The sequence below is a fragment of the Pseudoxanthomonas kaohsiungensis genome (assembly GCF_010211765.1).
Lineage (GTDB): Bacteria > Pseudomonadota > Gammaproteobacteria > Xanthomonadales > Xanthomonadaceae > Pseudoxanthomonas > Pseudoxanthomonas kaohsiungensis.
In genome coordinates this window covers 1-15,944 of the sequence record NZ_PDWO01000007.1, presented here as the reverse complement: position 1 = coordinate 15,944, position 15,944 = coordinate 1, and the positions used below count along the sequence as shown (strand labels likewise).

Genomic DNA, 15,944 nt, shown 5'->3' with positions numbered 1-15,944 from the left:
CGGGATAATTCCACATTATCCCGCGTGATAAAGCGCCGCTAGTCATGTCACGAATTGCAATAAAGGGTATGTACTATCATAGTATGTACTACGGTACGATAAACTAGGGAGAGGGGCGTGGCACGCGGAAGCATCTACAAGACTGAAGTGGTCCGGGCGCGGGACAATCTGCGCGCTCGTGGTATCAATCCCTCACTCGACGCCATTCGCGTGGAGTTGGGAAACACCGGCTCCAAAAGCACGATCCACCGCCTTCTGCGCGAGATCGAGGAGGAAGAAGGCACGGCCAAAGTGGGGGCGAAGGCCGCCATCAGCGAAGCCCTGCAGGAGCTTGTCGGCAAGCTGGCCGAGCGCTTGCACGAAGAAGCGGATGCCGTAGTAGCGGAAGCCCGTACTCGGTTCGAAGCGCAGTTGCTGGAGCGCGATCGGGCGTTGGATGGCGCCCAGCAGGAAGCAGCAGGGCTAAGTGGTCAGCTTCAGCGCACTGAGACTTCCTTACACGAGGAAAAAGCGGCTCATAGCGCCGCTCAGCGAGTGCTGGCTGAAAAACTCACTGAGGTTGTGCAGCTCAACGAACGCATCGCCGGCCTGGCCACGCGATTGGTAGAGCATGAGGCTCACATGCAGTCCCTGGAGCAGAAGCATCAGCATGCACGTGAGGCGCTGGAGCATTACCGCACCTCGGTCAAAGAGCAGCGCGAGCAAGAGCAACGCCGCCACGAACACCAGGTGCAGGAGCTGCAGGTCGCGCTGCGCCAAGCCAACGAAGCGTTGACCGGCAAGAACCACGAATTGGTGCAGCTCAATCGCGACAACGGCCAGTGGCTGGAGCGCCATGGTCGCCTGGAGCGGGAGCTGGCACAGGTCCGGCAAGCCGCGGACGAACAGCGGAGAGATCTGGACGCACTGCGCCTCACGGCTGCCGAATACAGGGCGCTGCAAGTGCGCTGGGCCCAAGATTCCCAAGCATTGGAAGCCATACACGCGGAATTGGCTGACAGCCGTCTCGCGCTGGCTGACGAGCGAGAGCGCCGCGAACACGCTGAGGCCGACGCGCTGCGGGCAGGGGTAGGTCGGGATACGTTGGAGCAGTTGCTACTGCAGCTGCGGCCTGATCCGGTCGACAGCGCCGAAAAAATCCCGGAAGCCGCGCCTACCTCAGCTATCGGCAACGTCGATGAGAAATGCTAGGTCCGCCAGATAGTTAACTCACTTTTGGCTGTTTTTTACACGATTCCCTGCCGACCCTCAAGTGTGCGCCGTCCTGCATGTCGCAGTCAGGGGATGGCCGGGGTTGCTGTCGGGGTCGGACTCGGTGTCGGCGCTGGACGCCTTGCCCGCGCCGCCTTTCCTAGCGCTTCCCGCACCATGCCCAGCAAGGCCGTTTCCAGCGTTGCCTTCTGAGTGTCGCTGGATGTTCCAACATCGTTGAGGAACAGGAACTGATAGTGCGCCCTCTCCACGACTGGGATGACCACCGACTGGTCTGCCTCAGAAAGGCAAGGAGCCGCTGCACGCACAAGCTCGGTATAGCTGCGATGTCCCTGCAGTCGGTCCATCAGCACAGTTGCAAGCGCCACATAGTCGATCGGTTGGCTCACACCTTACCTCTTCTCTTCAGGGGATGGCGGTGCCCGCTCGATGAGCAGGGCGACCTCGCCGCCGGCGGCGGCTTCGTCTGGATTGGTGCCGCGTACGGCATGGGCATAGACGAACGTGGCAGCCGTCGCCAGCTGTTCGTCGCTCGGATGGCGGCCCGCCGCCCGGAATGCGCAGTGCGCAGCAGCAAGCGACTTCGAGAGCACTGCCACATCGAAGGGGGCCAATCGGCGCTCCTCGACCAGCTGGGCATGCCGCGCCTGCAGCTCCGCCAGCTGCTGCTGCACCCCATCCCTGCGGCCTTCAGCCACACCCAGCGCCTCGCGGACGCTCGCCAGGGCAGCCTGCAGCTCCTGCTCCCTGGTGCGGGCAAGCGCGGAACTGGATTCGACCTGGGCGCGAGCCTGCTCGGCCACCTGCAGGGCCGCCTCCAGGCGCTCGGCAGCGGTAGCCCGCTCGATTCTCGCCTGCTGCTGCGCCTCACTGAGGGCCGAGCGAGCCTCATCGAGCGCCTGCGCGCTCTTGGCGGAGCCGGATTCGAGCTGTTCTACCTGCGCCTGCAGGGCAGCGACCCTGTCCTGCCACTCTTCGGTGGTGCGATCATGGTCTGCCGCCTGTGCTTGCGCAGCGGCCACGGCGTGGGCGGTAGCCTCTCGCTGCTCGGCCAGCTGAGTCAGAACCTGACGGTGCTCCTGCGACAACTCCGCCTGCTCACTGCGCGCTCGATCAAGATCCTGTTGCAAGGTCCGGATCAGCGCCTGCAGATCTACCTCGCGCTGGTCCAGCGTTCTTTCCCGCTGCAGAAGATCCTCCTCGCGGGCGTCGATGGCAGCACTACGATCTTCGACCAGGGCCGATCGCTCGGCCAAGGACCGCTCTGCGATCTTGCCTGCCGAATCCAGGACCTCTGCCCAGAGGGTCATGAGCGGCGCAGGCACGCCCTCCAATGGAGCGGGCTTGGCCAGCCTTCGCTGCAGCTCCCCTTGGAAGAACACCTTGACCGCAGGCTGGATGACGTTCGGGGATCCCTTGCCGTCGTTGACATAGCGGATGTTGTCGACGGTCGGATGCAGCCGGTTCTCGAAGAGCATGAACGCGATGTCCAGCACGAAGGCCTGTTCGAGCCGGGCGGCTTCGCCGCCGCGGCCAGTCAGCCACTCGGCACGGACCCTTTCCAACCGCTCACGTTCGGTAGTCATAGTCTGTCGATCCACAGAGGCCGGCCTTCGTCCGCTGACGCGTCCAGCGGTAGTTCACCAGGACGGCCCCAGGCAGAACGGTGCACATCCCTCACGTGCCGAGCCACAGGTTCACCATCCGCGGGGCGCAGACGCAGCATCAGGCGGGTGGGCCGCTGCCTGCCGCCGCTGGTCAATCGGCGCACGTTGAACACCAGGTCGACGTCGCGGTAGCCCGGGGCATGCCCGTAGGTGACCAGTTCGCCGGCCAGCTCAACCTCCGGTGCATCCAGAAGCGCCTCAGCCGCGGCCGCGTTCGAGGCGCGATCGAGCATCTGGGAGACCTGGCGCTGCTCGCTTTGCAGCTGTCGAGCCGCAGCGGGGATCTGCGCCAGCCAGTCGGGGCCAAGCCGATCGATCGCGTCAGCGAGCGTAAGACCCATGTCGGCAAGCCACTCGGGGCGGTCGAGCGCCAGTGCGGCGGCAATAAGCTCGCCGTGGGAGATGGCAGCGGCGCCGCCGGCGGTGGCCTGCCGGCTCTTATCGATGATCTGCTGCAAGATCGAATTCATCCGGTGCCTCACGCTGCCTGGGCCAGGGCGCCGCGGATGAAGCTCCGCGCCTGCTGCGCCACGCGATTCAGTTCCACTGCGATCCCCGCATCAGCAGACCAGTTCGCCGAAGTGCTTGCCATGACTGGCATCACCGAGCGCCGCGCCTGCTTCTGCAGCCGGGCCTGGTCGTCTGCATGGAGCGGGGCGACCCAAGTCTTCCAGCGCTCCCCGTCGTTCAGGGCCTGATTGTCGAAGCGTACGACGGCTTCGGCTCTGCCCCAACGGTCCTTGCGCGCAAACATGACCTGGCCCTGCGAGTAGAGCTCGCTGGGCGGCCGGGCTGAGGGGTTCCCGGAGCGCACCTTCGTCCAGGTGCAGAAAGCTGACCTGTCCATGGCCCGAACAGCGACAGGCTGACCGGCGCGGACATCGCACACGTCTAGCGGATCCACGAACGCTTCGTAGCCCCCGGGCCCGCGCAAGGCCAACAGGCCGTCGCTGCGCACGTACTGGAAGAACCAGAACGGCGGCGGCATCAAGCGGCTGGCGCCAACACATGCCTCCCGAAGCACTGCTTTGCTGGCCACCTGCAGGCGGTCGAGCGGGCGGAAGGCGAAAACCTGAGAAAGATGAAGCATTTGGCGACTGCCGTGGCGGGACGAACGCAGACATTCTGACGCAGAACTACCCCCAGCGCAATATGGCTATCCTATTGATATGCCATATGGTCGGATCTTGACTTTATGGGCAATAATTACGCATTATTGCCCATACATGCGCATTTCAGATGTCAATCCAACGTTTGTATGACTCCTTGTCGGAGAAATCCGTGGACGCCATAGACCATCCTTGGCAGCTCACCGAAGCCGAATGGAATGCCGAGCGCTCCCGGCTGCGCCCCAACTTCGTGCAGGAGCGGGTGACGAAGCACTGCGCATCACAAGCGGTCGCGGCGATGAAGCGACTGGAATGGCTCCTGTTCGATGTCCACGCAGAACCGCGGGCCCGCCTGGAAGCCGCCCGCAAGGGCGAAATCAGGATCAGCCGCCAGGAGGCAGATGACCTCTTGGACCTAATCCAAAGCCCCATCCGCTATTCGGATGTAGTGGCACGTGCGATCGCGTTAGGCTGCCGGTACGAGGGTCACGTCGATGCCTAATGTGCTGCACATGACCAAGGTGATTGAGCGCCGCGGGTCGACAGTAACTACCACGCTTTGCGGTCGCAATCGGACGATTTCCGACGGCATGAACATCACCGACAATGCCGACAAAGTGACTTGCAAGCTCTGCCTGCAGAAGATACCTCAAAAGCGGGAAAATACATGAGCATCGGTGTTGCACCCTTGCAACCCCAGCCCGCGCAGCGGCCGGGCGAAGTTCTGGCCGATAGCGGTCGTTGGAACGCTGCGGCGCTACGCAGGCTTGCAACCCTTGGCAACATGGAGCTTACCTGGAAAGCGGGCGCGCTCGCACATGTCGCTGTAGTCGGCGGCGTTGCCATCGGCAACATCCATCGCCACCGTCCCGAGCACCCTTGGATCCTCAAGATCGAAGGCTTCGAGTTCTGGCACGAACCTACGCGAGTGATCACGAAGTGGCACTACACGCCCAATCGTGGCATCCGCAACTTGGCCGAAGCGAAGCGAGAGTTCCGCCGCATCATCGCCGCGCGCCCGGCGCCCGACACGGTGCTGGCCAAATGACGGACCCCCGCAAGATCCTGCGAACACGACCCGCCGGCGATCAGCACCAGGTCATAACCGTGCACGTCCGCGGTCCTGCGTCGCGGCGGCACACCAAGCGTCCGTGCGCCGATTGCCCGTGGCGCGTCGACGCGACCGGCGTGTTTCCAGCGGAGGCTTTCCGGCATAGCGCCGAAACGGCATACGACATGGCTACGCATACGTTCGCCTGCCATCAGGCCGGTGAGCAGCGCTCAGCGGCGTGCGCAGGCTTCCTGCTGCGCGGCGCAGATCACAACATGAAGGCGCGAATGCAGCGAATGCGGGGCCACCTGCTGCAGGTCGCCGACGGCGGCCACGAGCTCCACAGCTGCTACGCCTCCATGGCGATCGCCAATGGGGTAAGCCCGGAGGATCCGGTGCTTGCGCCATGCCGGGAGTCCGACTACGCCGTTGATCTCGTAGAGCGGGCGAAGGCGGTCGCCGAGCTCGCGCACGCCGACCAGGTCGACCTGGCCGGCGCACCCTACATCAAGCATGTCCAGCGCGTGGCCACGCGGTTGCAGCCGGATCCGGACGCCGTTGCTGTCGCCTGGTTGCACGATGTCCTGGAAGATCACCCGAGTCATCGCGACGCGGTACTCGGCTTTCCGCCGCGCATCGTGGCCGCGGTGCTGGCGATCACCCGCCAGCCTGGCCAGAACCTGGAGAGCTACTACGCCCAGGTGAAGGCAAACCCACTCGCCCTCCGGGTGAAGGCTGCCGACGTGGCCGACAACAGCGACCCGGTCCGCCTTGCCCTGCTGCCCGCCTCTACCGCCGCATGGGCCTGGCGCAAGTACGCCAAGGCACGTGTAGCGCTCGGGCTTGAAACGCCGTGATTGCCGAGGGCAACGACCGGGCGCTGGTCGTGGAGTCCCTGCGGGATCTGCTCCCCGAGGGCGTCGTTTCCAGCGCTAGTCCCTCAAAGCCATTCGAGGTCACGGCAGACGAGTTGGCCAGCCGCCTGCTCGAATGGGAGAAGGACTTCGAGGAAGGCAGCCCGCCGGCCACCATCAAAGCGGTTCGTGCAGATTGGCACCGGTTCGTCGACTGGTGCGCACGCCACAAGGTGGCTCCGATCCCGGTAGAGACCACTGCCCTGCTCCGCTACCTGCGTGAAGCGGTCAAGGACGGCCGCCGGCTCTCCACACTGCGTCGCTATCTGTATTCGATCCGCTTGATCCACCGCGCCGCGGGTGCACCCGATCCGACGCACGACGGAATCTGGCGTCAGAAATGGAAGGTGATCCTCAAGCGCTTGAGCACACTGGAGCGAACTGCTCCCACCCAGGCCACGCCCCTGCAGATGCCCGCCGTGGCGGCGATCCTGGCCAAACTGGGGGATAGCCCGCATGAGCTGCGCGATGGGGCGATGCTGGCGCTGGCGAGCGACACGCTGTGCCGCGAGTCCGAGCTGGTACGGGTGGTCCTGGAGGACATCGAGCCGGATCCCAGTACAGGTGCATGGACGCTCCGCGTGGGCAAGAGCAAGACCGATGGGCTTCGTCGCGGCTCGTACCGATACGTGAGTCCGGACACGAAGGCCAGAATCGATCGCTGGTGCGCAGCACACGGGATCAACAGCGGGCCGCTCTTCGTTCCGATCGGCGGACCAGGGAAGGCACCGCTGCAGCTGCAGGAAGGCCAGCGGCCAAGCAGCGACGAGGAACTGCAGCACGCAGTCCTCCGGCCCCGCGAAGTTGCCCGTATGTTCCGTCGCCGAGCGATCGCCGCAGGGCTCCCAGAGGGGTCGAGCATCAGCGGTCACTCCACTCGCGTGGGGACGGCGCTTGACCTGGATGAAGACGGTGCCTCCATTCAGGACACCATGGCCGCCGGCGGCTGGAAGTCCCAGCACATGGTGCTGCACTACACAAGGCGCACACGCGCCGGCCGCAATGCTGTGGCCAACCTGAGGCGCAAGTCGACCACCGACAGCGGCGATCCTCAAAGCCCCGGAGACAACGCCGACGCATAGAAGGTAGGGCCCGGCATCTGTCACCCGAATCGCGCTATACGCGCAACAAGCCCGTGTCTCATGGGGTCGGCGTCGCAGCGCCGACCCCATCTTTTTTGTGTCACGCAAACTACCAAAACTTAGTTGACTTCCTGTTTTGACTTTCGTTAGAGTATCGGCACGGAAGAACGCAAAGCCCTGTTCGGCAACGGACTTCCGATCGCGAGTCGCTTCCCAGCTTGACTGCCCGAATTCTGACCGGCGCCACGCGCCAAGCAGCACCCACCAACAGGAGCTCGACATGTTCGATAACCACCAGCCTTCGCTCGCCAACCCGACCGTGACCGGCGTGCAGATCCCGGACGTCGATCAGAAGTTCGACCTGGTCGCCGGCGGCATCAAGACGGTCAAAACCGAGAACAAGCGCAACGACTCGGTGATCTGGGCCGATCCGAAGGCCATCACCACCCTGCCCGGCCTCAACGGCCGCCTGCACAGCCCGGAGCGCGCCGCCCGCGTGCGGGCGTACGCTGACGACATGAAGCGCAACGGCTTCATGCCGACAAGGCTATCTCCTGTTACGTGAAGGACGACGGCAACGGCGGCAACGAGATCGTTGCCTACGACGGCGGCACGCGTCTGGAGGCGGTGCTGCTGGCCATCGCCGAAGGCGCCAAGATCCCGGTTATTCCGGTCTTCCTCGCGCCGAAGACGATGTCGCTCGATGACATCCTCAAGGCCCAGGTGAAGAACAACAACGGCACCCCGTTCTCCATGCTGGAGACCGCGCTGATCGTCAAGCGACTGGAGAACCGTGGCCACACCGCCCAGGAGATCGCGGAGGAGTTCAACCTGACGCTCACGCACGTGGACAACCTGATGGTGCTGGCCAGCGCACCGAAGATGATCCACAACATGATCATCTCCAACCAGGTGGCCGCCACGATGGCGGTCGGCCTGATCCGCAAGGAAGGCCCGGAGAAGGCGGCCGAATTGCTGCAGGCGCAGCTGAAGGCTGCTCAGGCCCAGGGCAAGACGAAGATCACGCCCAAGAGCATGCCCGACGCGAAGTTCAACAGCGGAGTGCGGGCCAAGGCGCCAGCGATCTATGAACGCCTGTCGCTGGTTCGGCAGGACCCCGGCTACGGCGAACTGAGCGAGGAGAATCGCGCCGAACTGGATCGCCTCTGGGCAGACCTGCAGGCCCTGCGCCAGCTCACCCACTGAACGGGCCTACCATGGACGGCTCGATGGACGAGCTGGCAGCGGGCCTGCCAGCTCTGGAGATTCATGAGGCGTTGCACTGCATCGCGGCAACGTCCGAAGCTGTGGCCAAGCGTCCACGTTTAACGCAAGCCATGTGGCGAGTGCTGTTCAACATCAAATCCGGCCGCGGCGCCGCCTTCGGCGTTCAGGGCCGTTCCCAGCACGGGGGCTTGGTCAGCACGTTGTTCTGGCTGCGCAAGCGGGGTCTCGTTGACGAATTCGACGTCCTCACGCCCGCTGGCCTGGCCGTTGTGGACGGCAAGTCCGGCCACCAAACGGCAGGCGCTGCCGCCGCCGCGGACGCACGGTTTGCTGTCGTGCCCGCGGCGCCGCAGGGCGCCCTACCCTTCACGCTTCCGAGGGAATGACATGCCCCGAGTCGCCCACAAGGCCACCCCAGAAGCGGTGGCACAGGTTTGCGAAAAGCTGTTCCGTGCCGGAGAGCCGATTACCGGAGAGGCCGTGCGCGAGCAGCTGGGTGGTGGATCCGCCCCAGTGATCTACCGCTACATCCGCCAATGGGAAGAAGCCCTGAGGATCAGGCACCTGACCATGGAAGCCGCGCTCAACCTGGAAGCTCCACACGTGAAGGCACTCACGGCCGTCTGGCACGCCGCGGCGGCCGCAGCAGCTCCCTCGCGGTCCACCGAAGAGGACGGAACTTGAACTCCAACTCGCCAGTTCCCTCGCTGAACCGTCTCCTGACGCTGATCGCCGTCTGCGCGGCGGTTGCCCTCATCGCCGCTATCGCCGGTCGCGTGATGGGAGCAGCCGACAAGGCCGCGCAGTTGGCGGTGCAGGTGACCCTGGCGCTGATTGGTTTGCGCAGCGGGCTCACCGGGCGCTGGCAGTTGCTCTCCTCTCAGCCGGAAGCGCCGCCTGAAGATCCCAGGCGTTGAAGCTGCAGCGAGTCTGGACCGTGAATGACGAAGGGGGCCATGGGCCCCCTTTTTCTCCTCCCCGTGCTGGCCAGCGTCAGCTAGAACAGCTTCTCGCACAGCCACGGCAGCACGACCGCAGCAGCGACCATCACGACGACCCCGGTGACAGGGGATTCCATCAGGCACCACCCGAATCGCGACCGTCCAGAGCCGTTCACGTCCATGGTGATCAGGCCCCCTGCAGATCCAGGTCGACGCAAGGCAGGTTCGTGCCCTTGGGTGTCTGGTCACCGAGCCGATGGATCTCCCCCTCGACGTAAGCCGCGGCGCGGGTCTGCGACTTGCCCTTCTCCGCCAAGAACTTCTTCACCAGATCGATGTCCGAGGCGCGGATGAGCGCCGGGCCGGCAAACCACCCATCCACCAAGTCGCGAAGTTCATCGTCGGTGCGGCTGCGCTGGTGCAGCCACAGCACATCCTCCGGCCCGGCAGGGATCTCCGCGGCGGTGTAGCGACCGCTGCTCTCCCTGCCTCGCACCGCGCCCGCCAGAAGCGCCGACAACGCCGCCCCCAAGCCGAGCAGGCCGAGCACGAAGCCGGCCACATAGAGCTGCAGCAGGTGGGCCACGTCGCCCAGCGAACGACTCAGCCCCACCGCAATGATTCCAAGGCCAAGCACGATCACGCCCGCCAGGAAGCGCCAGCGCGCCCTTAGCATGCTTGCGTGGCGTCGCTTGGCCAGCGTCCGGTTCATTTCGTAATCGGTGATCCCCACGCGGAAGCGTAGCGCCTGGGTGGCGGACCGAAGGCCGCTGGTGGTCATATAGCTGCTCGCATTCATCCAACGATCTCCTCAGAAATGGTGCTCAGGCGGTAATCGGTGAGTTCGATGTCGATGCCCTCCAAGACGCTAGCGGGCACGTGGTATCCCAGACCACACAGGACCCCGATCTGGTCTCGCATGGCGTGCAGGGTCGGGTACGTCAGCAGCTCGCCGGCAAACGGAAGCCCCATGGGAGCCGGCTGGTTCGCAGGATCGCATTCGGCAATCCAACGTAGTTGCGTGCTGTCCCTTCGCGCCCTGGCGCTGCTGGTATCCACCGGCGGCAGCGGCCGTGGACGAATCAGCCCGCGCACATGGATCACGTACGAACCATCCCTGGCTTCGTAGCAGTGGAGGTCGCACCGCGGCGCATCATCCCAATGGCAGTACGTCACCCCTCCGCTCCTGCGAGCTCGCCAAGGTCCTTGAGGTGACCCACAGCCTGGTCGGCCGGGATGCTGCCGATCGGCGGGTACTTACGGCTGCGCACCACTGCGAACTTGGCCGCGATCGCCGCCGCCACTTCCGATGCGTTGGCGCCGGCGCGCATGGCGCCGTCCAGGGCCAGAGCTGCGATGTCGATCCATTCGAGGATGTCCGAAGGCTTCTCTTCGACCTCGACGCATTCCTTGCGAATGTGATCCAACAGCCGGGCCGTCATGGGCCCAGGGCCGAAGGTGTCCTGCGACCAGGCGTGCTGCGCCCGCAGATGGTCGACCAGGTCGAACCGCTCCGGTGGGAACGGCTCACCTTCGCACAGGCCACGAGCACGCGCCTCGTCTGCGTACTCACCGCGATTGATCGGCACGTCGGGAGCAGCGTCGATGCACAGGCGCACCTGCTTCTCGGTCACCGCTTCCACGCGTACGCGGGCAGGAGCCCCCAACGGGGAGCCGATCTCCACAACTTGTCCTACTTCACGGGTGAGGATCAGGCCCATGGCTCACCTCACGCTTCGGCGGGGCTGAGCTTCAGCGCCGCCTCCAGGACCTGGAACAAACGACGGACCTCGCCGGCCATCAATGCGAAGCGCGCATCGAGTTCGGCACGAAGGTCGTCGCGCTCGGTGTTCTCCAGCTGGTCGACAGCGCCGTCCAGGAACTTCAGCTTGCGCACGATCAGGTCTTCACCCAAGACGAAGGACACGTGGTCCTCGTAGTTGAGCGCCAGCTTGGTGACCTGCTTGCCGGTTTCCAGGTGCTTGGCGATCTCGTCGCTGAGCATTTCCTGATGCTGCGCCTTGAGCACCGCGCCGCCGTCCATGGCGTCCTTGAGCTCGCATTCTTCGCCCAGCGACAGGCCTTCCGGCAGCGGCTCGCCGGCGATCCAGCCGGTCAGCACGCTACGGGGCGCCACTTCCGCGTTCGGCGGGATGGCCGGGAAGCTGCCAAGCGCCCGGCGGATCTCCGAAGCAACCGCTTCGGCCGCCTTGCGGGAGGAGGTGTTCACCGCCAGGAAGCCGTGCTGCAGGTCGAGCATGGCGTCCACGCGGGAGTTCTTGACGAAGGCCTTGGGCAGCAGTTCGTGCAGCAGATCGTCCTTCAGCCGCTTGCGGGCTTTGCCGCCCAGTTTGCGGCCTTCCTTCTCCTCGATCTCGGCCACCTTCGTGGCCAGCAGGTCGTTGACCACCGACGCCGGCAAGATCTTGTTCTCGCTCCCCACGGTCAGCCAGACGGCATCGCCGATACGGTGGCTCAGCGCATCCTCGCCCTTGCCGAACGGCGAGATGAAGCCGCTGGAGGACATCTCCAGCGCTCCCACCGGCTTGAGCGCCGCTTCCGGGAGCAGCTGATCAAGATGTGCGAAGTCGTGCTTGACCGGGAAGCGCATGAAGGCCAGATTGGTGAAGAAGGACATGCTTTAGGTTCCTTGGGTGGTGTGTGGTTAGGCGACTTTGGGCAGCGTTGCGGCACCTGGCAGTTCCCAGACGCCGTTGCCATGTCCGTAGGCGATGCATTGCAGCGTCTGGCGCACTTTGGCGTGCCAGAACGCGTTGTTCGTGGGGCGATGGCCATCGATCTCGTGATAGAGCTCCTGCAGGCTGGCGCGGCCGCCCAGCTGCTCCAGTGCGGCTTGCACGACGGCCGCCCACGTGGAGCGCACGCCCTGCGCGAGCAGCTGGCGATAGCGAGCGCGCAGCTTCGACACCTGGTGCACCTGCTCATACAGGGCAAACCCCTCCAGGCCCGTGTGCTCGCTTTTGGTCAGCTGGACAAAGCACAGCGGGTGCTGGAGGCGCGGAAACAGGTTCCGGGGCAGCATCTGCTGCCTGACGTGCCACACCTGTGCAAGGCGATGCACGGTGCTGGCCGTCTGGAGGACGAACGCAGGCAGCACCATGGCTACACGACCACCGTCGGGCAGTAGCAGGTAGCAGCGCTCCAGGATCTGCTCGACCAGGCGCCGCTCAAAGGGCGGATTGCCGATGATGACGGTTGGCTTGACGGGCAGATCCACCATGCGGGCGTCGCCGACAATCACCTGCCGGCCGGTGCGCTCACGCGCCACGGCAGCCAGCTCGGGATCGAGCTCGATACCAATCGCGTGGACATGGGGCGGGATGGCTGCCAGGAAGGCGCCCTCCCCGCAGGTGGGCTCCAGCACCACGTCCTGGTCGGTCAGGTCGGCGAAGAAGGCCTCGACCAGCCACGATGCCGCCCATTCCGGCGTCATGTACTGTCCCAGCGCTTTTCGGGATTGCTCAGTGCGCATGCCGGGCCCTCCTGGCCTTGCCTGCCGGTTGCACGAGCTGCAGCGGCGGCGGCTTTCGGGTCTTCGACTTGGTCCTGGCCTTGTACCTGCGCACCCACACCAGGAACGCATGGCGCTCGCAGTACCGGGTTCCGGAGGATCCGACGGAATAGGCGATCGTGTCGTCGATCACCGCCAGGATGACCCGGGTGATGGACCGCGGCCGCTGCGGCGGCTCGCGCTTGATCCCATGCGCGGTGGCGCGGGTAACGACCCAGACCTGCCCTTGTTCGATCACACGACCGCGCCTCATTCCGGCACCCCATCGATCACAGCCCCGATCTCTGCCGAAAGTTGCTCGGCCTGCTCCCGCAACCTGGCCAGACCACGCCGGGTGAACGTAGCCGCGAAGCTCGGGTTGGCATGGAGAAACCGGATCGCTTCGATCCACTGTTGAGTCGGTACGAAGGAAGTCAGGTCAATGCCGGTGGCCTCCTTGATGGCCACCAGCTTCGTCGCGGCCTCATCCGCCCGGCGGACGCGCATACTGATTTCGCGCTCGATGGTGACATCGGCGCTGCGCTTCAGGCTCTCGTGGATGCGTGCTGTCTCTGCCTTCAGGTGTGCCGCCAGCATCTGCTCATCCTGGCCTGCGTGCCGACGCAGGAGCGAGGCAACGAATGCATAGCTGGGCGCCACCGGCTCCCGGACGGTCGCTTTCTTCTTCTCCCGCAACGACCCACCCGAGAACTCCAACAGCCCCCAGGTCTCCGGAAGCTCAGACGGCTGGACCATGCCTTTCGGGCAGCACAACCAGTATCGATGGCAGAACTGGTAGATCGGCTCGCTCTTGGTCGGATCCTTCATCTCCCGCAGGAAGTCCCCTCGGGAGACTTTGATCTCCATGCCGTCGAGGCGATGGCCGTGCGATGGCCACAGGCCGATCGCGATCGCATCCGCGAAGCGGCTCTGGCTGCTACCGCACGCATCAGCCACCTCGAACAGCAGCGCATGGCTGCGCTCGGGAAACCGCATGCGCAGTGCCAGACGGATGTCTTCGGCCTGCACTCCAGCACTGGTCTCGCCGCTCACGATTGCACTTCCAGTTGGGCAAACGCCCCGTTCTGTCGTGCCTCCAACCCCTGAGCCACGCGGGCTTGCGTGCCCTTCACGAATCCCGCCACGCTGTCCGTATTGATTCCCTTGCGGGACGTCAGCTGCCGCGGCTGGGTGCCACGCACCTCTCCCATGGCCTGGCGGATCGCCAGGTCGATCTCTCTCGCTTCCGACTCGCCCATCTCCTGCTTTGGCAGGTTCATCCGTACCGCAGCGACCCATCCCAGGGCGAACTGCTCACCGCGAGCCGCCTTGCGATCGCGCTTCACTACGCGCCGAGTGTGCGCCAGCCGGTCCTTGTCCATGACCCGGCGCAAAACGGCAAACGCGTAGGCGGCGACGCGCGCCCGCGCCGGAGAGCCGGCGAACACGAGCTGCGTGCGCAGCTCACCACGTGTCTGGACGACCCGGCAGCTATAGGTGTTGGCCACCACCTCTGCCAGGCACGCGAGCGACTGGGGCACTACCGCGCCTCGCTGCCGGGTTGGCGCAGACTCAAAAGCGACTTTGCCTGCGGCTAGGTCACCTTCATCAAGCCCATAGCGCTGCATTAGCGCCTGCGCCTGCCGCATAGCCGCGGCTGCCTCGTGGGGGTTGCTGGTGGCGGACTCCGCCATGCGGAGACACGCGAGGACCTTCCTGAGGGCCTGTTCCCGATTCATCACCGAAAGCTCCATGCATTTCGACTGTGGGGTGCGTCACATATCCGGTCCGGGGGTTGCCGGCCATATCGTGTGCAACGCTAGTTTCCTTTACTCTAACGAAAGTTGCAACCGCCCGTGTTATCCACTATTGTCCGGACGCCATGAACGCCGTCGCCGAATCTTTGCTTGAGACCAGCCCCCAGACCGCGCCCGCTGGCCCGGTTCAGGGTCCCTACCGAATCGTGGGCCGCACGATCGTCGGAGCGCCCCAGCAGCGCCTGGACAGCGAGGGTCAGCCGATCCCGGGTGCGTTCAGTGAACCGAGTGTGTGCGAGATCGTCTGCCACTCCGGAGATGCCTCGCGCACAGCTGCCACGCTTGAGCTGTTGCGCGCTTCGTGGGAAGTGGCCACCCAGCGTGATGAACTGGCCCAACACCTGGGCAACGCGATCAACTACATCGAGCACACCGAGGGCAACCGGCGAGTGATGTTCGACGCGCATTCGCTGCGCTCGCTTCTCGCACGCGAGCTGCGAGAGGGCGCAACGCTCAAGATGAGCTACGGCATGGGGCGCGAGCGCACCACTGCCGACTTCGACCTGCAGGCCGCCAGACGTGCACTGCAGAACGTCACCGACGTTGGCCTGGGCCCGGCCGCGTCTTATGCGCAGCTGCAGGAACTCGTGCTGCGGCTGGCAGGAGCCCTGCAGGCAACGACCGACGAACGGCTGGACCAGGACCCGCGTGACACGCGCGCATCCAGCGATAACGCACTCGTCAACGAGGCCTACCAGGCGCTGGGTCAGGCCACGTCAAAACCGGCGCTCAACGCAGCATCCAAGCACATCGATCCCCTGTTGGAGAGCCGCGTCGGCGACCAGCAGGGGATCCTCGAATCGGGCACCTCTCTCCGCCCGTAGCCGCCAGGCTCCGGCGGAGGGAAAGCGCCGGAGCCTGGTCTTCTTATCTATCCAGAGGCTCTACCCATGGCACGCCGCACCAAGAACTCCGTCGAACTGATCTGCTTCGTAGGTGAGCCGATCGAACTGAAAACCGGGCGCAGTGGCAACAGTTACGCGCGCTTCTCCGTCGCCACCACCGAAGTTTGGGGCACCGGCGACCAGCGCCAGGAGCGCACCGAGTGGACCACCGTGACGGCTTTCGGCAAGACGGCCGAGAACCTGGCCAAGTACGGCCGCAAGGGTGGCTATCTGCAGATCGAAGGGTCCCTGCGCACGGACAAGTACCAGGTCGAAGGCGAGAGCAAGCCGCGCTACTCGACCTACGTGGTGGTCGAGGAGTTCATCCTGCTCGACAAGCCGGAAGGCGGCGCGCCGGCCGGTGACCCGCCGGCCAAGGACCCCAATTCGGACGACATCCCGTTCTGAGGTACACCTAAGCGTTTTTGTAGAGTTTAGTAGAGAAAGCCCTCGTCATTGAGGGCTTTTTCTTTGTTCCCATCGGAATTTTTTTGTTGAGAAAGATTTCTATAGTGCTACACTTGTAAAA

The 15,944-nt window shown here is 64.6% G+C and carries 25 protein-coding genes; 13 read left to right on the top strand and 12 right to left on the bottom strand.

All coding sequences use genetic code 11. From position 1 onward, the window contains the following. The first annotated feature begins 117 nt into the window (after nucleotides 1-117). Nucleotides 118-1,191 carry a DNA-binding protein gene (locus tag CSC66_RS08860; protein ID WP_162377046.1) on the top strand — a complete coding sequence of 358 codons (1,074 nt, stop codon included), beginning with the start codon at nucleotides 118-120 and terminating at the stop codon, nucleotides 1,189-1,191. An 86-nt stretch (nucleotides 1,192-1,277) separates the two neighbouring features. Here CSC66_RS08860 and CSC66_RS08855 read toward each other — a convergent pair whose 3' ends face one another. The 4 genes from CSC66_RS08855 to CSC66_RS08840 are packed head-to-tail and all read right to left on the bottom strand — an operon-like array spanning nucleotide 1,278 to nucleotide 3,969. Next, nucleotides 1,278-1,601, bottom strand: a complete 324-nt coding sequence (locus CSC66_RS08855; RefSeq protein ID WP_162377045.1) for a hypothetical protein — start codon at nucleotides 1,599-1,601, stop codon at nucleotides 1,278-1,280. A gap of 3 nt (nucleotides 1,602-1,604) precedes the next feature. Further along, on the bottom strand, nucleotides 1,605-2,798 hold the full coding sequence (locus tag CSC66_RS08850) for a DNA-binding protein (RefSeq protein ID WP_162377044.1): 1,194 nt from the start codon (nucleotides 2,796-2,798) through the stop codon (nucleotides 1,605-1,607). Next, entirely contained in the window at nucleotides 2,795-3,349 is a 555-nt protein-coding gene (locus CSC66_RS08845; protein WP_162377043.1) for a hypothetical protein, read from the bottom strand. The genes CSC66_RS08850 and CSC66_RS08845 overlap by 4 nt, the downstream gene beginning before the upstream one ends. An 8-nt stretch (nucleotides 3,350-3,357) precedes the next feature. After that, nucleotides 3,358-3,969, bottom strand: a complete 612-nt coding sequence (locus CSC66_RS08840) for a hypothetical protein (protein WP_162377042.1) — start codon at nucleotides 3,967-3,969, stop codon at nucleotides 3,358-3,360. Nucleotides 3,970-4,160: 191 nt separating this feature from the next. Between CSC66_RS08840 and CSC66_RS08835 the strand changes: the two genes are divergently transcribed. From CSC66_RS08835 to CSC66_RS08790, 10 genes are all read left to right on the top strand, one after another. Further along, entirely contained in the window at nucleotides 4,161-4,490 is a 330-nt protein-coding gene (locus tag CSC66_RS08835; protein WP_162377041.1) for a hypothetical protein, read from the top strand. A 10-nt stretch (nucleotides 4,491-4,500) separates the two neighbouring features. Further along, nucleotides 4,501-4,659: a hypothetical protein gene (locus CSC66_RS08830; protein ID WP_162377040.1), complete on the top strand. Its 159-nt coding sequence runs from the start codon at nucleotides 4,501-4,503 to the stop codon at nucleotides 4,657-4,659. Then, nucleotides 4,656-5,036 carry a hypothetical protein gene (locus CSC66_RS08825; protein ID WP_162377039.1) on the top strand — a complete coding sequence of 127 codons (381 nt, stop codon included), beginning with the start codon at nucleotides 4,656-4,658 and terminating at the stop codon, nucleotides 5,034-5,036. Before CSC66_RS08830 ends, CSC66_RS08825 begins: the two co-directional genes overlap by 4 nt. Next, on the top strand, nucleotides 5,033-5,896 hold the full coding sequence (locus tag CSC66_RS17605; protein WP_238394347.1) for a DUF6283 family protein: 864 nt from the start codon (nucleotides 5,033-5,035) through the stop codon (nucleotides 5,894-5,896). The genes CSC66_RS08825 and CSC66_RS17605 overlap by 4 nt, the downstream gene beginning before the upstream one ends. Then, on the top strand, nucleotides 5,893-7,035 hold the full coding sequence (locus CSC66_RS08815) for a site-specific integrase (RefSeq protein WP_162377038.1): 1,143 nt from the start codon (nucleotides 5,893-5,895) through the stop codon (nucleotides 7,033-7,035). The genes CSC66_RS17605 and CSC66_RS08815 overlap by 4 nt, the downstream gene beginning before the upstream one ends. 280 nt (nucleotides 7,036-7,315) lie before the next feature. After that, nucleotides 7,316-7,600 (top strand): hypothetical protein, encoded by a 285-nt coding sequence (locus CSC66_RS08810; protein ID WP_162377037.1) that lies wholly within the window; start codon nucleotides 7,316-7,318, stop codon nucleotides 7,598-7,600. Next, nucleotides 7,597-8,241, top strand: coding sequence for a hypothetical protein (locus CSC66_RS08805; RefSeq protein WP_162377036.1), 645 nt, complete (start codon nucleotides 7,597-7,599; stop codon nucleotides 8,239-8,241). Before CSC66_RS08810 ends, CSC66_RS08805 begins: the two co-directional genes overlap by 4 nt. 23 nt (nucleotides 8,242-8,264) lie before the next feature. Continuing rightward, nucleotides 8,265-8,648, top strand: a complete 384-nt coding sequence (locus tag CSC66_RS08800; protein WP_162377035.1) for a hypothetical protein — start codon at nucleotides 8,265-8,267, stop codon at nucleotides 8,646-8,648. Between the two features lies 1 nt (nucleotide 8,649). Beyond that, on the top strand, nucleotides 8,650-8,946 hold the full coding sequence (locus tag CSC66_RS08795) for a DNA-binding protein (protein ID WP_162377034.1): 297 nt from the start codon (nucleotides 8,650-8,652) through the stop codon (nucleotides 8,944-8,946). Further along, the gene (locus CSC66_RS08790) at nucleotides 8,943-9,179 is read left to right on the top strand and encodes a hypothetical protein (protein ID WP_162377033.1); all 237 of its coding nucleotides are present in this window, start codon (nucleotides 8,943-8,945) and stop codon (nucleotides 9,177-9,179) included. The genes CSC66_RS08795 and CSC66_RS08790 overlap by 4 nt, the downstream gene beginning before the upstream one ends. Nucleotides 9,180-9,390: 211 nt before the next feature. Here CSC66_RS08790 and CSC66_RS08785 read toward each other — a convergent pair whose 3' ends face one another. The 8 genes from CSC66_RS08785 to CSC66_RS08750 all read right to left on the bottom strand — a co-directional run bounded on the left by CSC66_RS08785 (nucleotide 9,391) and on the right by CSC66_RS08750 (nucleotide 14,468). After that, entirely contained in the window at nucleotides 9,391-10,002 is a 612-nt protein-coding gene (locus tag CSC66_RS08785) for a hypothetical protein (protein ID WP_162377032.1), read from the bottom strand. Continuing rightward, nucleotides 9,999-10,307 carry a hypothetical protein gene (locus CSC66_RS08780; RefSeq protein WP_162377031.1) on the bottom strand — a complete coding sequence of 103 codons (309 nt, stop codon included), beginning with the start codon at nucleotides 10,305-10,307 and terminating at the stop codon, nucleotides 9,999-10,001. The genes CSC66_RS08785 and CSC66_RS08780 overlap by 4 nt, the downstream gene beginning before the upstream one ends. A gap of 68 nt (nucleotides 10,308-10,375) precedes the next feature. Next, nucleotides 10,376-10,924 carry a dATP/dGTP pyrophosphohydrolase domain-containing protein gene (locus tag CSC66_RS08775; RefSeq protein WP_162377030.1) on the bottom strand — a complete coding sequence of 183 codons (549 nt, stop codon included), beginning with the start codon at nucleotides 10,922-10,924 and terminating at the stop codon, nucleotides 10,376-10,378. An 8-nt stretch (nucleotides 10,925-10,932) separates the two neighbouring features. Beyond that, entirely contained in the window at nucleotides 10,933-11,841 is a 909-nt protein-coding gene (locus CSC66_RS08770) for a recombination-associated protein RdgC (RefSeq protein ID WP_162377029.1), read from the bottom strand. A gap of 27 nt (nucleotides 11,842-11,868) precedes the next feature. Then, nucleotides 11,869-12,696: a class I SAM-dependent methyltransferase gene (locus CSC66_RS08765; RefSeq protein ID WP_162377028.1), complete on the bottom strand. Its 828-nt coding sequence runs from the start codon at nucleotides 12,694-12,696 to the stop codon at nucleotides 11,869-11,871. Continuing rightward, nucleotides 12,686-12,988, bottom strand: a complete 303-nt coding sequence (locus CSC66_RS08760; protein WP_162377027.1) for a hypothetical protein — start codon at nucleotides 12,986-12,988, stop codon at nucleotides 12,686-12,688. Before CSC66_RS08760 ends, CSC66_RS08765 begins: the two co-directional genes overlap by 11 nt. Then, nucleotides 12,985-13,767 (bottom strand): hypothetical protein, encoded by a 783-nt coding sequence (locus CSC66_RS08755; protein WP_162377026.1) that lies wholly within the window; start codon nucleotides 13,765-13,767, stop codon nucleotides 12,985-12,987. Before CSC66_RS08755 ends, CSC66_RS08760 begins: the two co-directional genes overlap by 4 nt. Beyond that, a complete protein-coding gene (locus CSC66_RS08750) occupies nucleotides 13,764-14,468 on the bottom strand; it encodes a DUF2786 domain-containing protein (protein WP_162377025.1) in 705 nt (234 codons plus the stop codon). Before CSC66_RS08750 ends, CSC66_RS08755 begins: the two co-directional genes overlap by 4 nt. A gap of 128 nt (nucleotides 14,469-14,596) precedes the next feature. On the opposite strand from CSC66_RS08750, the gene CSC66_RS08745 reads away from it, so the two are divergent. Then, nucleotides 14,597-15,355, top strand: coding sequence for a hypothetical protein (locus CSC66_RS08745; protein WP_162377024.1), 759 nt, complete (start codon nucleotides 14,597-14,599; stop codon nucleotides 15,353-15,355). A 66-nt stretch (nucleotides 15,356-15,421) separates the two neighbouring features. Continuing rightward, nucleotides 15,422-15,823 carry a single-stranded DNA-binding protein gene (locus tag CSC66_RS08740; RefSeq protein WP_162377023.1) on the top strand — a complete coding sequence of 134 codons (402 nt, stop codon included), beginning with the start codon at nucleotides 15,422-15,424 and terminating at the stop codon, nucleotides 15,821-15,823. The last annotated feature ends 121 nt before the right edge of the window (nucleotides 15,824-15,944 follow it).

Bases quoted from the DNA above. Each gene is read 5' to 3' on its own strand.
- CSC66_RS08850 (WP_162377044.1), bottom strand. From the start codon at position 2,798: ATGACTACCGAACGTGAGCGGTTGGAAAGGGTCCGTGCCGAGTGGCTG.
- CSC66_RS08845 (WP_162377043.1), bottom strand. From the start codon at position 3,349: ATGAATTCGATCTTGCAGCAGATCATCGATAAGAGCCGGCAGGCCACC.
- CSC66_RS08840 (WP_162377042.1), bottom strand. From the start codon at position 3,969: ATGCTTCATCTTTCTCAGGTTTTCGCCTTCCGCCCGCTCGACCGCCTG.
- CSC66_RS08830 (WP_162377040.1), top strand. From the start codon at position 4,501: ATGACCAAGGTGATTGAGCGCCGCGGGTCGACAGTAACTACCACGCTT.
- CSC66_RS08825 (WP_162377039.1), top strand. From the start codon at position 4,656: ATGAGCATCGGTGTTGCACCCTTGCAACCCCAGCCCGCGCAGCGGCCG.
- CSC66_RS17605 (WP_238394347.1), top strand. From the start codon at position 5,033: ATGACGGACCCCCGCAAGATCCTGCGAACACGACCCGCCGGCGATCAG.
- CSC66_RS08810 (WP_162377037.1), top strand. From the start codon at position 7,316: ATGTTCGATAACCACCAGCCTTCGCTCGCCAACCCGACCGTGACCGGC.
- CSC66_RS08800 (WP_162377035.1), top strand. From the start codon at position 8,265: ATGGACGAGCTGGCAGCGGGCCTGCCAGCTCTGGAGATTCATGAGGCG.
- CSC66_RS08795 (WP_162377034.1), top strand. From the start codon at position 8,650: ATGCCCCGAGTCGCCCACAAGGCCACCCCAGAAGCGGTGGCACAGGTT.
- CSC66_RS08785 (WP_162377032.1), bottom strand. From the start codon at position 10,002: ATGAATGCGAGCAGCTATATGACCACCAGCGGCCTTCGGTCCGCCACC.
- CSC66_RS08775 (WP_162377030.1), bottom strand. From the start codon at position 10,924: ATGGGCCTGATCCTCACCCGTGAAGTAGGACAAGTTGTGGAGATCGGC.
- CSC66_RS08770 (WP_162377029.1), bottom strand. From the start codon at position 11,841: ATGTCCTTCTTCACCAATCTGGCCTTCATGCGCTTCCCGGTCAAGCAC.
- CSC66_RS08765 (WP_162377028.1), bottom strand. From the start codon at position 12,696: ATGCGCACTGAGCAATCCCGAAAAGCGCTGGGACAGTACATGACGCCG.
- CSC66_RS08760 (WP_162377027.1), bottom strand. From the start codon at position 12,988: ATGAGGCGCGGTCGTGTGATCGAACAAGGGCAGGTCTGGGTCGTTACC.
- CSC66_RS08750 (WP_162377025.1), bottom strand. From the start codon at position 14,468: ATGGAGCTTTCGGTGATGAATCGGGAACAGGCCCTCAGGAAGGTCCTC.
- CSC66_RS08745 (WP_162377024.1), top strand. From the start codon at position 14,597: ATGAACGCCGTCGCCGAATCTTTGCTTGAGACCAGCCCCCAGACCGCG.
- CSC66_RS08740 (WP_162377023.1), top strand. From the start codon at position 15,422: ATGGCACGCCGCACCAAGAACTCCGTCGAACTGATCTGCTTCGTAGGT.